Consider the following 13,640-nt stretch of genomic DNA (forward strand, 5'->3'; position numbering starts at 1 on the left):
CCAGAATGACGCGGCGCCAGGCGTCGGTATTGGGGATTGTCGGCATGCGCAACGTCGGCATGCGGGCGCTCGCGGATGCGCGACATACCGCATTCTCCGTACCTGCAACGCCGTGTTAGCGAGGTTAGTCCGGAATTTTTTCTATGTCCCGCAGCCAGACGGTTGCCTCGCTATCGCTCGGCGCGCGCCAATCGCCGCGCGGCGACAGTGAACCGCCGGAGCCGACTTTGGGTGCATTGGGAATGCACGAGCGCTTGAACTGACTCGTGTGAAAAAAGCGCTCGGCGAAAATCGCCAGATTGCGTTTAATGTCGGCCAGCGTGTACTGGTTACGCGCGACATTGCGGCCCGCGGGCCAGACGCCATGCTCACGGTCGGCCCATGCGCTATGCGAGAGAAACGCCACTTTCGACGGAGCAAAGCCGAAACGCAACAGGTAGTACAGATTGAAGTCCTGCAATTCATATGGACCGATGATGCTTTCGGTTTTCTGATCGATAACCTTCTCGACTTTTCCGGGCACCAGTTCCGGGCTGATCTCTGTCGCGAGAATCTGTTCGAGCACGCGCGAACCCGCGTCGCCTACCTGACCCGATTCCGCGACCCAACGGACAAGATGTGTGATGAGCGTCTTCGGCACGCTCGCATTCACGCTGTAGTGCGACATGTGATCGCCGACGCCATAAGTACACCATCCGAGCGCCAGTTCGCTGAGATCGCCGGTGCCGATCACAATGGCGTGATGAAAATTGGCGAGCCTGAAAAGATGGCTGGTGCGCTCGCCGGCCTGAACGTTTTCGAATGTGACGTCGTACTGTTCTTCGCCGGTCGCGAATGGATGATTCAGGTCCTTCAGCATTTGCATGCAGCTAGGGCGTATGTCGATTTCCTGCATCGAGCAGCCCACGGCCTGCATCAAATCTTTCGCCTGCTGGAGCGTGCGGCTGCTGGTCGCAAAGCCCGGCATCGTATAGCCGAGGATATGCGAGCGCGGCAGTTTCAACCTGTCCATTGCTTTTGCGCAGACGAGCAGTGCCTGAGTAGAATCGAGCCCGCCCGAAACGCCGATCACGACTTTCGAAATGTTGGCCGCGCCGAGCCGTTGAAGCAGCCCTTGCACCTGAATGTTGTAGACCTCGGCGCAGCGTTCGTCGCGCGTCGCGGGATTGGACGGCACATAAGGGAAGCGGTTGATCGCGCGCATGAGCGGAAGATGCTCCGCGTCCGGCAGCGAAGCCGGCACGCTGACCACCTGGAATTTGCGGACTTCGTCTGCATGGCGGCGCGTCGATTGACCGAAAGTCGTCTGCCGCATCCGTTCGCGCGATAGTCGTTCGAGATCGACGTCGCCGAAAATGATGTGCGACGTATCGAGAAAACGCTCGGACTCCGCCAGCAGTTCGCCGTTTTCGTAGATCAGCGCCTGGCCGTCCCATGCAAGGTCGGTGGTGGATTCGCCGCGCCCCGCCGACGAATACAGATACGCGGACAGGCATCGCGCGGATTGCTGCCCAACCAGTTGATGACGATAGCCCGACTTGCCGATCACGATGTTCGACGCAGACAGGTTCACGAGCACGGTCGCGCCCGCCAGCGCGGCGAACGACGAAGGCGGCACGGGAACCCATACGTCCTCGCATATTTCAATGTGAAAGCGAAAGAGCGGCGCGCCGGGAACGTCGAATAGCAGCGATGCGCTAAACGGCGCCTGCTGTCCGCACAACATTACTTCGGTGGACGATGCATTCTCCGCCGCGCTGAACTGCCTTGCCTCGTAAAACTCGCCATAGTTCGGCAAATAGCTCTTCGGCACGACGCCGCATAGCTTCCCGTTTGAAATGACCAGTGCGCAATTAAAGAGCTTATGCTCGATCTTCAGCGGTGCGCCGATCACGAGTACCGCGGGAATGTTGGTGGACGCCGCAACGATGTCGCCAATTGCCGCTTCGCATGCGTCGAGCAACGCGCGCTGATGGAAGAGGTCGTCGCACGTATAAGCGGAGATGCCCAACTCGGGAAACACCACGAGCAACGCACCCTTTTGCGCGGCTTCCCGCGCGAGCCGCAGCGTTTCCTGGGCGTTGAATTGCGGGTCGGCGACGCGGCACACAGGAACCGCGACCGCGACACGCGCGAAATCGTGACTGTAGAGATTGAAAAATGATCGCGTCATGGTCCGCGGCGCCTCGCGTTCGGCAACTGATTGAAATAATGCTCGATCCGCGACAGTGCATAAAGCGCGGCGTTCTGCCTGATGGTCGTACGGTCGCCGTCGAACACGCGAGTCTCGCTGAACATGTATTCGCCGTCGCGGCGCTTGTAGCGCCACGCGAAGCATTGCGTGCCCGGCGCGAGATCGGTGCCTTTCGGCGGCGGACCTGCAATTCCCGTATTGGCAACGGCAATATGCGCCGAGCATGCTTCGAGCGCAAGCACGCCGGTAGCCATCTCGCGCGCGACTTCCTCACTCGTCAGGCCGTGCTCTTCGATCGTCTGCGCCTGCACGTTGAGCACACCGCATTTGCCCGATGGCGAATAGACGACGAATCCCATGTCGAGGCACGCGCCGCTGCCCGGCACGTCTGCGATCAGCGATGCAATCAGACCGCCGGTACACGATTCGGCGGTCGCGATCACGAGACCGCGCGACGACAGAAATCCAACCACGCTGCGGGGAATATTCATTTTTTCCTCTCTCATTCAGGGCATGGACCGATCACTTCTGTGCAAGCAAGTGCGATACCCGTTGCGCGTGCAGGTACTCGAAGCGGCACGCGGATTGCTCCACACGAGGGTCCCTTCACCGGGACGCCATGGTTGTTTGTTCGGTTCGGCCCGCCGGTTGGCGGGCCATTTTTTTGCCGAGGCCGCCGAAGCATCGGCGCGTCGCTTCGCAGATCGGTACAGCGATTGCTGTTTCTGTTGGGCGCAACCACACGCGACGGTAAAGGAGGCGACGCCCATGATGTTTCCCACAATCGTTATCAATCGCGAGGACCCCGCCTCGATGGACGCACAGACGCTGCTCGACGAACTGAGTGCGACGCTCGCCGTGTTCACCGGCGACAGCGGACAGAACCGCTTTTCCATTCGCGACGTCACGCTCGATTGCTCGCGCTTTCTGGTGGCGCGAAGTGATTCGGCGACTCCGCTCGGCTGCGGCGCATTTCGTCCGCTGGGCGAGCATATCGCCGAAATCAAGCGCCTGTATGCGCGTCCGGGCGCCGATGGCGTGGGCAGTGCAATCCTCGCGCGACTCGAGAAAGAAGCGGCGCAACTCGGTTATCAGGCGCTGTGGCTCGGCACGCACCTGAACAATCGCCGCGCGATCGACTTCTACGAAAAGCATGGTTTCCAGCGCATTGCGCCGTATGGACCGTATGTGGGCAAGGCCGACGCATGCTGCTACGAAAAGCGCCTCGGCGGGCAGGCGCCCGACAATCAGCGCAAGGAAACGATGCGCGACGCGTGACGCGTCAGAAACTCGACGGCATCGCGCGGCACGACACACGCCGCGCTACTTATGCAATTTTTTGCGTAGCGATTGAATGTCGTTCGCGGTGACGGGCCGCGCGTCGTTGCCCCATGAACTGCGAATCCATGAAAGCACGCTTGCCATTTGTGCGTTCGTGAGCGTTTGAGCGAAGCCGGGCATGGCCTGGCGCGGCGGCCCGCCGATCGTCGCGGGACTGTTGCCGCCTTCCACCATCAAGCGGATCAGCGAGGTCGTGTCTTCGGTGATCACCGACGGATTGCCCGCGAGGCGCGGAAACACATTCGGCACACCGGCGCCTTCTGCGCCGTGACATTGTGCGCAGAACGAAACATAGACGCGTGCGCCCACCGATTGCGGCGCATCGACGCGATTGCCGTTGCGCGTCGGCAAGTCGGGCTGAGCATGCGGATCGTAGCGTCCGGAAGGTTTTTGCGCGGGCAGCGATTTCAGATAGTGCGCCATCGCGAGCGCGTCGTCGTCCGTCAGATACTGCGTGCTGTCTTCGACCTGCTCGACCATCGAGCCGAATGCCGCGAGGCCCGCACCGTGGCCCGTCTTCAGAAACGCGGCGAGATCTTTTTCGCCGATGCGTCCGAGCCCGGAGCCGGGATCGCCAGTGAGATTCGGCGCAAACCAGTTGTCGTTGACTCCACCACTCAGATAAGTAGACGACGTTTCGTCGTAGCCGCGTTCCTGGAAGCCCAGGCCGCGAGGCGTGTGGCATGCGCCGCAATGGCCGGGGCCTTGCACGAGAAACGCGCCACGATTCCATTGCGCGTCGCGTCCCGGCTTCGGCCGATACGGTTCTTTCGGAGCGAAAAGCTGTTGCCAGAAGTACAGCACCCAGCGCTGATTGAAGGGGAACGGGACTTTCGTCGGCGGCGCGGGTTCGGGGACTGGCTTCACGCCATGCATGAAATACGCGTAAAGCGCGCGCATGTCGTCGTCGGACATTTTGGCGAACGACGCATACGGCATCGCGGGATAGAGGCGCTTATTGCCTGGCGACACGCCTTCTCGCACGGAGCGCGCGAAGTCTTCATAGCTGAATGCGCCGATCCCATAGCGCTTGTCCGGCGAGATATTGCTGCTGACGATCGTGCCGAAGGGCGAGGTCAATCCGAGGCCGCCGCCGTACGCTGGTCCGCCGACCGCGGTATGGCATCCCGCGCAGTCGGATGCTTTCGCGAGATAGTCGCCGCGCGCGACGAGCGCGGCATCCGCGGCTTGCGATTGCTGCGCGCATGCGCGCTGTTGCGGCGAGACATGCAGCACGCCAAGCACGCACAGCATCGCGGTAGCGCCCAGCGCCCTGTAGGTGAAGCGCCGCGTCATGAATTGCTGTCTCTGTGTGCGGACAGCGCGTTCGGCATCAGCGTCGCGGGCGCGCGATGCTTCAGCCAGCGCGCGCCGGTCGCAAGCGCCGCGATCAGATAGGCGAGGCCGCCGGGCACCCACATCACGAGCCCGCCGAGTTGTTGATCCTGCAACGGATCGAAACCGAGCGCCGACGTGGGCTCGATATACGCGGGATACCAAAGTCCCGGCGCGAGCGTGAGCAATGCGCCGAGCGCGCCGGTGTGAACCATCGTCGTGAAGAGCGACAACATCGCATAGCCGCTCTGATCGCGTCGCGTGCCTTCGCCGAAAACGACCCACCAGAACAATAGTGCGCTCAGCAGAAAACTCGCATGTTGAAGCGTGTGAATAGCGGACGACGCAAGCGCCGCTTCGAACAGACGCGGCATATGCCAGGCCCACAACGCGGCGGCATGCAGCATCCACGCGACGGCCGGCGCGCACAGCGTTCGCCAGAGTGCGCGCAACGCCGGTGTGCGAACGGCTGCCGCTATCCGGTGACGCGCGGCGGGAGGAAAGGCCCATAGCCATACCGCGAGCGGCCTGCTGAGCACGAGCAGCGGCGCGGCGACGATCATCATCAATTCGTGCTGAACCATGTGCGCGGAGAAGAGCGCGGCGCTCAACGCATCGAGTGGCGAATCGAGCGCGGCGACGAGCATGAGCCATCCGAGCAAGAATGCGCCTAGCTGACGCGCGCGAACCTCGCGGCCGCGTTTGCTGCGCGCGCGCAGACGCCGATAGCCGGCCACATACAAAGCAAGACTCGCGATCAGCAATGCGACGACCCACGGCTCGAACGTCCAGCGCAGCACAGGCGGCGCACTGCGTTCGGCAGCGCTCAGCACATGCGCTTTTACCTCGGCAGAAGCGCAGAGCGCGGCGCAGGCAAGCAGACAACGGAGCGGATTGTTCATTGCACGCACGGAGAAATAAGCCATTGCGGTATCCACATTGCGACGAGCGCGAGCGTCGAAAGCATGCCGACCCATGTGGCCGCGCAAGCCATCATCGCGGGCCGCGCGGGCAGGGCCGGCGCGCTCGCCGGCGCAACCATGCCGGCCTCGCGCCAGCGATGCCACGCAAGCAGCGTGGCGACGATCGAGAACAGCAGCGCGGTGCCGGTCACGCTGCCCAAAGGCAAGAGCGTGCGCCACGCGCAGGATGGCGTGACGAGCGCGTAGTCGACGCTCAGCGCGGCGAGTACCGCGGAGGGCGCACCAAGGAGCGCGAGCCAGGTTCGCATGGCAACCTCCATCACAAGCGGGGAGCAAGATAGATCACCGCATAGATCGGCAACCAGCTCAGTACGACGAAGTACCAGTACAGCGCGTTCTCGCTGACATCGACGAAACGCTTTCCTTCGAATGGTCCGGTGAACAGCAGCACGGCGAGGACCGCGGTGTCGACCGCGTCGGTAATCAGGTGCGTGGTGTGCAGACCGAGCAGCAGCCACACGACGGAGCCATACGCGTTCGCATACCAGCTCACGTTGAGCGCCGCGAATTCGAAGCCGCGAATCACGAGGAACACGACGGCGAACAGCAGACACACCGCGAGCCGCAGCCGCGCGCGGCCGCGCTGCTCGCAGTCGGCGGCGCGCTTCGCGAGTTGATTCGGCCACATGCTCAGCAACAGTACCGCCGTGTTCACGCTGCCCCACAGCAGCGCGGGCGGCGCCGCGTCGAGCGGCCAGTGCGCGGTGAGGCTGCGCAGGTAGAAGTACGCCATTGCCGCGATGGCGAACACCGTGCCTTCTATCAGCATCAGGCATACGGTGCCCCACCACATCAGGCTGCGATGTCCGAAGCCGAAGCTCGGCAAATGACGCACGTCCAGCATCAACGCAGGCGCGGCGCCCTGTTGGTCCAACGCCGCATTGCCGGGCACTTTGCGCAACTCCGTCATGGCCGTTGCTCCAACTGAAGCGCGCGCCGGTTTTGCCCACGATTCGGCCAGAACCAGCCGATCATCGCGACGATCACGGGCACCGAGCCCCACACCACGGCCCACGGCGAAAAGATCGAGCCGATGAAGAGCACCGTGGTCGCCACCGCGCTGATAAACGGCCAGATCGACGGCGACGGAAACAGCAAGCGCAGGTCGGGCAATGCATCGAGTGCAGTGGTGGACAGCACTTCGCGCGACTCGGCCGCGAGCCCGCTGACATGCGTCGGCTGCGCGCCTGGTTCCCACAGCGGATCGCGTCCGTGAACCACCGGCAACGCGTCGAAATTATGCGGCGGCGGCGGGCTCGCGGTGCTCCACTCGAGCGTGCCCGCGCCCCACGGATCGGCGCCCGCAATTGCACCATGCCGATAGCTACGGAGCACATTGACGATAAAAATCAGTACGCTCACTGCGATCGTTATCGCGCCGATCGTTGCCGTCATGTTCAGGCCGTCCCAGCCCATTGCATGCGGATACGTCCACACGCGCCGCGGCATGCCGTGCAGACCGAGGATGTGCATCGGAAAGAACGTGACGTTAAAGCCGATGAAGAAGAGCCAGAATTGCAGGCGTCCGAGCGTCTCGTTCAGCATTCGGCCGGTCGCTTTCGGAAACCAGTAATAGAACGCGCCGAATAGCGGAAACACCGCGCCGCCAAGCAGCACGTAATGCAGATGCGCGACGACGAAGTACGTGTCGTGCACCTGCAGATCGAGCGAGACCGAACCAAGCATCACGCCCGTCATTCCGCCGAGTACGAGAATGAAGAAGAAGCCGAGCGCGAACCACAGGGGCGTCTTCAGATTGACGCGTCCTGTCCAGAGCGTCGCGATCCAGCAGAAGATCTGCACGCCGGAGGGAATGGCGATCATCAGGCTCGCCGCGGTAAAAAAGCTCTTGCCGAGCGCGGGAATGCTCGTCGCGAACATGTGATGCACCCACAGCCCGAACGCGAGAAACGCGGTGGTGATGAGCGCCAGCACCATCGCCGGATAGCCGAAAATGGGGCGGCGCGCGAACGTCGGAATGATCGACGATAGAAAGCCGAGCGGCGGAATAAAGATCAGGTACACCTCGGGATGGCCGAAGAACCAGAACAGGTGCTGCCACAACAATACGTCGCCGCCGCGCGCCGCGTTGTAGAAATGCGTGCCGACGAGACGGTCCAGAATCAGCGCGGTACTGCTCAGCATCACCGCCGGCATCGCGAACAGCACCATGAATTGCGTGATCAGCGTGGCCCACACGAAAAGCGGCATGCGGTTGAGCGACATGCCCGGCGCGCGCATCTTGAAGATGGTGGTGATGAGCACCACCGCTTCGAGCAGGCCGGAAAGTTCGGTGAAAGTGATCATCTGCGCCCAGATGTCGACGCCTTTGCCGGTCGAATAGTCGGGTCCGGCGAGCGGCACGTAACTGAACCAGCCGGCGTCGGGGCCGGCGCCGAGCAGAAACGCTACATACAGCGTCGCGCCGCCGAACAGGAAGACCCAGTACGCGTAGGCGTTCATCCGCGGAAAGGCGACGCTGCGCGCGCCGATCATCAACGGTACGAGCCAGCCGGCGACGGCCTGCATGACCGGCACGGCGAACAGAAACATCATCGTCGTGCCGTGAATCGTGAAGAGCTGGTTGTACAGTTCCGGGCCGACGAGGCGATTGCCGGGCCGCGCGAGTTGCAGGCGCATCGCAAGCGCGAGCAGGCCGGCAAGCACGAAGAACACGAACGTGGTGATGACGAAGCGCCGCGCCACGGTCTTGTGATTGATCGCCGATAGCCGGCCGAGCCAGCCGGGCGGATCGCTCCAGGTGCGCGCGAGTGCCTCGGCGATCTGCGGTCCGGCAGCGGGGCCGTCCACCAGATGCTCGATCGGGCGCGCGGAAGTGGAATGACGTTCGCTCATTGAAGGGTTCTCATCCATGCTACAAGCGCATCGAGGTCCTGCGCGGATAACTGGCTCGCCGGCATCGTCGTGCCGGGCTTCATGCTGCCGGGCGCCCTGATCCACGACGCCAGGTTGGCCGGCGTGTTTTCGAACGTGCCGGCGCCGAGCATCGGGCGGCTCATGACGTGCGTGAGGTCGGGCCCGAGCACGCCGTGCGCGGAGGTGCCGCGCACGGTGTGGCAGCCCGCGCAGTTGCCGGTCGTGAAGAGGCGCTCGCCCTGTGCCTGCAATGCGTTGGCCGGCTGCGGCGCGGGCGCCCGCTGACGCGCGAGCCACGCGTCGTACTGGGCGGGCGGCTCGGCGACCACGGTGAACGCCATCAACGCATGTTCGAGGCCGCAGAATTCGGCGCATTGTCCGCGGTAGGTGCCGGCGCGGTCCGCCCGGAATTCGATCGTCGATTCGCGTCCAGGTATCATGTCCTTCTTGCCGTGCAGGCTCGGCACCCAGAACGTATGGATCACGTCGTCGGCCTTCAGCGAGATCACCACCGGCCGTCCCACCGGAATGTGCAATTCGTTGGCAACGGCGAATCCGCCGCCGCGTGTGTCGTCCGCGTAACGCGCTTCCCACCACCACTGGTGCCCGGTCATCTCCAGATGAACGGCGTCCGCGACGGGCAATCGCGACAGCGCGCGGTCGGTCGCGATGTCGGCGACGAGCAGGCCGAACAACAGCACAACCGACGCAATCGACGCCGCGCCGACCACGCGGCGCACGCGTTTCTCCGGACGCTCGAGCGGGCCCAGGTCGGGGTTGGCATCGTGGCTCACGCGCGGCGCGCGCGCCATTGCGACGAGCAGCGCGATCAGCACGGCCGCGAAAACGAGCGAGCAGACCGTGAGCGTCAGCGTCCAGAGCGTGAAGATGTGCGACGCCTGCACGCCTGCCGGGCTGAGCGCATCATGGGCGGGTGCGGCCCGTGCATTCAGCGTTGCGCTGCAGCAGCAAAGCGCGGCGATCCGCAGCAGCCACGAGGCATGCCGCCGCTTTCCAGCAGGGTTGTCCAGCCGGCGTCGAGATGCTTGGCCTGTGTGCATGCTTGCGCGAGGTGGCGTGATGGTGGGGACGTTTGCGACTGGCTAGCAATCGCTGTACCTCGCGCGAGGCCGCGCCGACGGCGCTTTCAAACGCTTACAGAAGTCGCGCCCGTCTTACTTAATGAGCGGCGAGAGCGCTTCATATCGCCGGCGTTCGCTAATAAAATGTTGCGATGCGCATGAGGCCGCAGAGCCCCGGCTTGCCGCTGCTTTATGTGCGAAAGAACAGAAAACCAGTACAAGAACACGGGGTGCGCCGTCTCCGGCGCATTGAATCGCAGACCAGGTCCTCGGCCTATTGTCCAGGAGCAGCTTGATGGCGCATGCATACGAGCCGGATGACATCGTTCAGAACTGGGCGAATATATGGCTTCAGTCTTTGCGCGACTATGCGGTGATCGGCCTGTCGGAAGACGGCCGCATTCGCTCGTGGAATCCGGGCGGAGAAGCCATTCACGGCTATAGCGAAGAAGAAGTGATCGGTCAGCCGCTCGACATCTTCTATAGCGCCGAGCAGCGCGCCAAAGGTCTGCCGCAAACGGCGCTCGCCACGGCGCGCCGCGAAGGCCGCTTCGAGGGTGAAAGCTGGCGGCTACGCAAGGACGGCAAGGCGTTCTGGGCGAGCGTCGTGCTCACGGCGCTGCGTTCGTCCGACGGCGCGCTGCTCGGCTTCGGCGAGATCGTGCGCGATATGACCGACAAGAAAGCGGTGCATGACGCGGTGCTCGAAAGCGAGCGGCGTTTCCGGCTGCTCGTCGACGGCGTGACGGACTACGCGATCTTCATGCTGTCGCCGGAAGGCCGCGTGACGAACTGGAATTCGGGCGCGCATCGCATCAAGGGCTATGCGGCGAATGAGATCATCGGCTCGCATTTTTCGCGCTTCTATACACCGGAAGATGCCGCGCGCGGACTGCCGCAGCGCGGCCTGGAAGCCGCCGCCCGCGACGGCCGCTTCGAATCGGAAGGCTGGCGCGTGCGCAAGAACGGCTCGCGTTTCTGGGCGCATGTGGTGATCGACGCGATCCGCCACAACGGCACGCTGGTCGGCTTCGCGAAGATTACGCGCGACATCACCGAGCGAATGGAAGCGACGCGCTTGCTCGAAGAGACCCGCGTCGCACTCGTGCAGTCACAGAAGATGGAAGCGATCGGCAAGCTGACGGGCGGCGTCGCGCACGACTTCAACAACGTCATGCAGATTTTGCGCGGCAACCTCGAACTGCTGGAAAGCCGCCATAAGCGCGACGGCTGGACTCGTGAGCGTCTCGACAAGGCGATCGACGCCGTGGAGCGCGGCGCGAAGCTCGCGTCGCAACTGCTCGCGTTCGGGCGTCAGCAGCCGTTGCGGCCGATCGTCATCAATCTCGCCTCCGCCATTCGCGGCATGGACGACCTGCTGCGCCGCGCGCTCGGCGAAACCGTCGAGATCGAAACCGTGGTGGCGGGCGGCCTGTGGAATACGCTCGTCGACGTGCATCAAATGGAGAACGTGATCCTCAATCTCGCGATCAATGCGCGCGACGCGATGAAGGAGGGCGGCAAGCTGACCATGGAAGTGTCGAACGCGATGCTCGACGACCATTACGTCGCGGGTTTTCCCGACGTGCCCGCGGGCCAGTACGTGATGCTCGCCGTGACCGATAGCGGCACGGGCATGCCGCCCGAAGTCGTGCAGCGCGCGTTCGATCCGTTCTTCACGACCAAGCCGGAAGGCGAGGGCACGGGCCTGGGTCTCAGCATGGCCTACGGCTTCGTGAAGCAGAGCGGCGGTCACATCCGGATTTACAGCGAGGTCGGACACGGCACGACGGTCAAGATCTATCTGCCGCGCTCGATGGAAGAAGCGGTCGAGGCGCCGGTTTCGCAGCCGGTCACGCTGCTCGGCGGAACGGAGACGATCCTCGTCGTGGAAGACGACAAGGACGTGCAATCCACCGTGGTCGATACGCTCTCCGGTCTGGGCTACAGCGTGCTGAAGGCGAACGACGCCGAGCAGGCTCTCGCCGTGGTGCGCAGCGGCGTGCATATCGACCTGCTGTTTACCGACGTGGTGATGCCCGGCCCGCTGCGCAGTCCGGCGATGGTCGCGCAGGCAGTGCAGATGTTGCCGCGTCTGAAGGTGCTTTTTACATCGGGCTATACGCAAAACGCGATTGTGCACGGCGGGCGGCTCGACCCCGGCGTCGAGTTGCTGAGCAAGCCGTATAGCCGCGAACAACTGGCGTACAAGATCCGGCAGATACTCGGCGTTGCGCCGCTCGTGCGCACTACCAACACCAATACCAACAGCGTTAGCAATGCGCACATGAACAGCACTAGCAACAGCAATAGCAGCAGCCGCGGCCACGAAACGCAGCAGCCGGCCGGCGGCGAGACGAGTCTGCGTCTCTTGCTGGTCGACGACGACATCGACACGTCCGAGGCCATCGGCGAATTGCTGAAGCTCGTCGGCCACGATCCGGTTGTCACCGGTTCGCCGCAAGAGGCGTTGCGCCTGCTTGAAGCGCAACCATTCGACGTGCTCATCACCGATCTGTCGATGCCTGTCATGCCGGGGCTCGAGTTGGCGCAACGCGCCACGCAATTGCGGCCCACGCTACGGGTTATCTTCGCGTCCGGCCACGAGATGCCCGCGGTCGACACGTTGCCGTTTCGCTGGGGAGCGCTTCGCAAGCCGTATAGCATCGACGAATTGAGCGCGATGCTGCGCGGTTTCGACGACTAGCAGGACCGCACGCGACCTGTCAGCGTCCAAAGGTATTGCACGCGAATCGGAACTGAGCGACCGCGGCGGCGGCGTCGCGTTTGCCGCGTTGCCGCAGTTCGTCTGCGAGGAGCTTCTGGAAGACGGCCGCTTCCTTTTCGCCGTACAGTTGGCAGAACTCGGTCAGCGTTTCCGCAATCGCGCGCCGTTCGCTTTCGCGACTCAATGTGCTGCTGATATGCGAAGACCCGCGCGCGAGTTCGAGCACGTACGCAAGACGTGCATTCGCCGCGGCGGCGCCGGCTGTTTTTGCCTTCGGCATGGGTTCTCTCACTATTTTTATTGATGTACGGCGAGCCAGGCTCGCCGGTATCGTGTGGTGACAGACGTTGCTTTGAATCTATCGTTTGAATTTATCGCGCGATGCTGAAGGAAATCTTAAGGCTGGTCTCTAGCGGCCACCGGACCTAGCTTCTGTCTACCGGCGACGCGTCGACGCGCGACTGGCTGCGCATATCGCGTAGAGCGTCTTCTGTGCCGCGCCGGATCGGTGGCAATCCGCTGATTTTTTCGGCCAGCATCCGCTCGTACACGCCGAAGTGCAGGTCCACTTCTTCTTGCGTCACGACGGTCACGAAGATGCGCACTTGCGAGGGCAGCAAACCGAGCACGGTGGCAATCGCGGCTTCCAGTTGCGGAGCGCACAGCCGGTCCTCCGCGAACGTGGTTCCAACTGAGACGTCGTAGGTTTTCTCTTCTCGCACCGCAACATCGACGAGGCGCGCGCGGGCGCTCATGTTGTTCTCTATCGCAATCCGTATCACGTCGACGGCGGTTCGCATTCCCTCGGTGGGAAATCCTCTTGGCGAGCGCAGGGACACGCGGTGACGACCAAGAGTGAGCCAGTCTGAATCGAATTCCATGCCTTTTCTCCGACACTTTTTGATCTCGCACAACTATGCGGCTGCGCCGCTATTTTTCAAGCCCGGAAATTTGCGCGAGGGGTCTTGAAATCGTTGCGCGTGCATTTATTTTAGAAGTCGTTCAGTGAGTTGCGATCATGCAGACGCGCCGTTTCTGCAATGCGCTGCGTGTTCGATTTGTCTGTCAGGGGCTGCGGGCAGGCGGAGTGCAGTGTGCAG

12 protein-coding genes are annotated in these 13,640 nt (G+C 63.0%); 2 read left to right on the forward strand and 10 right to left on the reverse strand.

The window, feature by feature from the left end:
• Nucleotides 1-124 precede the first annotated feature (124 nt).
• Together AB6809_RS15225 and AB6809_RS15230 are read right to left on the reverse strand one after the other, a co-directional pair.
• Nucleotides 125-2,173 (reverse strand): NAD(+) synthase, encoded by a 2,049-nt coding sequence (locus AB6809_RS15225; RefSeq protein ID WP_029966247.1) that lies wholly within the window; start codon nucleotides 2,171-2,173, stop codon nucleotides 125-127.
• On the reverse strand, nucleotides 2,170-2,685 hold the full coding sequence (locus AB6809_RS15230; protein WP_006049362.1) for a CinA family protein: 516 nt from the start codon (nucleotides 2,683-2,685) through the stop codon (nucleotides 2,170-2,172). Before AB6809_RS15230 ends, AB6809_RS15225 begins: the two co-directional genes overlap by 4 nt.
• 277 nt (nucleotides 2,686-2,962) lie before the next feature.
• Between AB6809_RS15230 and AB6809_RS15235 the strand changes: the two genes are divergently transcribed.
• Nucleotides 2,963-3,472, forward strand: coding sequence for a GNAT family N-acetyltransferase (locus tag AB6809_RS15235; RefSeq protein ID WP_006049363.1), 510 nt, complete (start codon nucleotides 2,963-2,965; stop codon nucleotides 3,470-3,472).
• Between the two features lie 45 nt (nucleotides 3,473-3,517).
• Here the strand turns inward: AB6809_RS15235 and AB6809_RS15240 are convergent, their stop codons facing one another.
• Genes AB6809_RS15240 through coxB form a run of 6 tightly spaced genes read right to left on the reverse strand, consistent with a single transcriptional unit; the run spans nucleotide 3,518 to nucleotide 9,791 of the window.
• A complete protein-coding gene (locus AB6809_RS15240; RefSeq protein WP_029966245.1) occupies nucleotides 3,518-4,831 on the reverse strand; it encodes a cytochrome c in 1,314 nt (437 codons plus the stop codon).
• Complete coding sequence (locus tag AB6809_RS15245) at nucleotides 4,828-5,796, reverse strand: cytochrome c oxidase assembly protein (protein ID WP_029966243.1); 969 nt, start codon at nucleotides 5,794-5,796, stop codon at nucleotides 4,828-4,830. Before AB6809_RS15245 ends, AB6809_RS15240 begins: the two co-directional genes overlap by 4 nt.
• The gene (locus tag AB6809_RS15250; RefSeq protein ID WP_029966241.1) at nucleotides 5,769-6,101 is read right to left on the reverse strand and encodes a hypothetical protein; all 333 of its coding nucleotides are present in this window, start codon (nucleotides 6,099-6,101) and stop codon (nucleotides 5,769-5,771) included. Before AB6809_RS15250 ends, AB6809_RS15245 begins: the two co-directional genes overlap by 28 nt.
• An 11-nt stretch (nucleotides 6,102-6,112) precedes the next feature.
• Complete coding sequence (locus tag AB6809_RS15255; protein ID WP_029966239.1) at nucleotides 6,113-6,763, reverse strand: cytochrome c oxidase subunit 3; 651 nt, start codon at nucleotides 6,761-6,763, stop codon at nucleotides 6,113-6,115.
• Nucleotides 6,760-8,709, reverse strand: a complete 1,950-nt coding sequence (gene ctaD, locus AB6809_RS15260) for a cytochrome c oxidase subunit I (protein ID WP_029966237.1) — start codon at nucleotides 8,707-8,709, stop codon at nucleotides 6,760-6,762. The genes AB6809_RS15255 and ctaD overlap by 4 nt, the downstream gene beginning before the upstream one ends.
• Nucleotides 8,706-9,791 carry a cytochrome c oxidase subunit II gene (gene coxB / locus AB6809_RS15265; RefSeq protein ID WP_029966235.1) on the reverse strand — a complete coding sequence of 362 codons (1,086 nt, stop codon included), beginning with the start codon at nucleotides 9,789-9,791 and terminating at the stop codon, nucleotides 8,706-8,708. The genes ctaD and coxB overlap by 4 nt, the downstream gene beginning before the upstream one ends.
• A gap of 316 nt (nucleotides 9,792-10,107) precedes the next feature.
• On the opposite strand from coxB, the gene AB6809_RS15270 reads away from it, so the two are divergent.
• The gene (locus AB6809_RS15270) at nucleotides 10,108-12,519 is read left to right on the forward strand and encodes a PAS domain S-box protein (protein WP_029966233.1); all 2,412 of its coding nucleotides are present in this window, start codon (nucleotides 10,108-10,110) and stop codon (nucleotides 12,517-12,519) included.
• A gap of 19 nt (nucleotides 12,520-12,538) precedes the next feature.
• Here AB6809_RS15270 and AB6809_RS15275 read toward each other — a convergent pair whose 3' ends face one another.
• Nucleotides 12,539-12,820 carry a hypothetical protein gene (locus tag AB6809_RS15275; protein ID WP_006049371.1) on the reverse strand — a complete coding sequence of 94 codons (282 nt, stop codon included), beginning with the start codon at nucleotides 12,818-12,820 and terminating at the stop codon, nucleotides 12,539-12,541.
• 145 nt (nucleotides 12,821-12,965) lie between these two features.
• On the reverse strand, nucleotides 12,966-13,421 hold the full coding sequence (locus AB6809_RS15280) for a hypothetical protein (RefSeq protein ID WP_051153846.1): 456 nt from the start codon (nucleotides 13,419-13,421) through the stop codon (nucleotides 12,966-12,968).
• Nucleotides 13,422-13,640 lie beyond the last annotated feature (219 nt).

Source organism: Paraburkholderia sp. RCC_158 (assembly GCF_041355255.1).
Taxonomy (GTDB): Bacteria; Pseudomonadota; Gammaproteobacteria; order Burkholderiales; family Burkholderiaceae; genus Paraburkholderia; species Paraburkholderia graminis.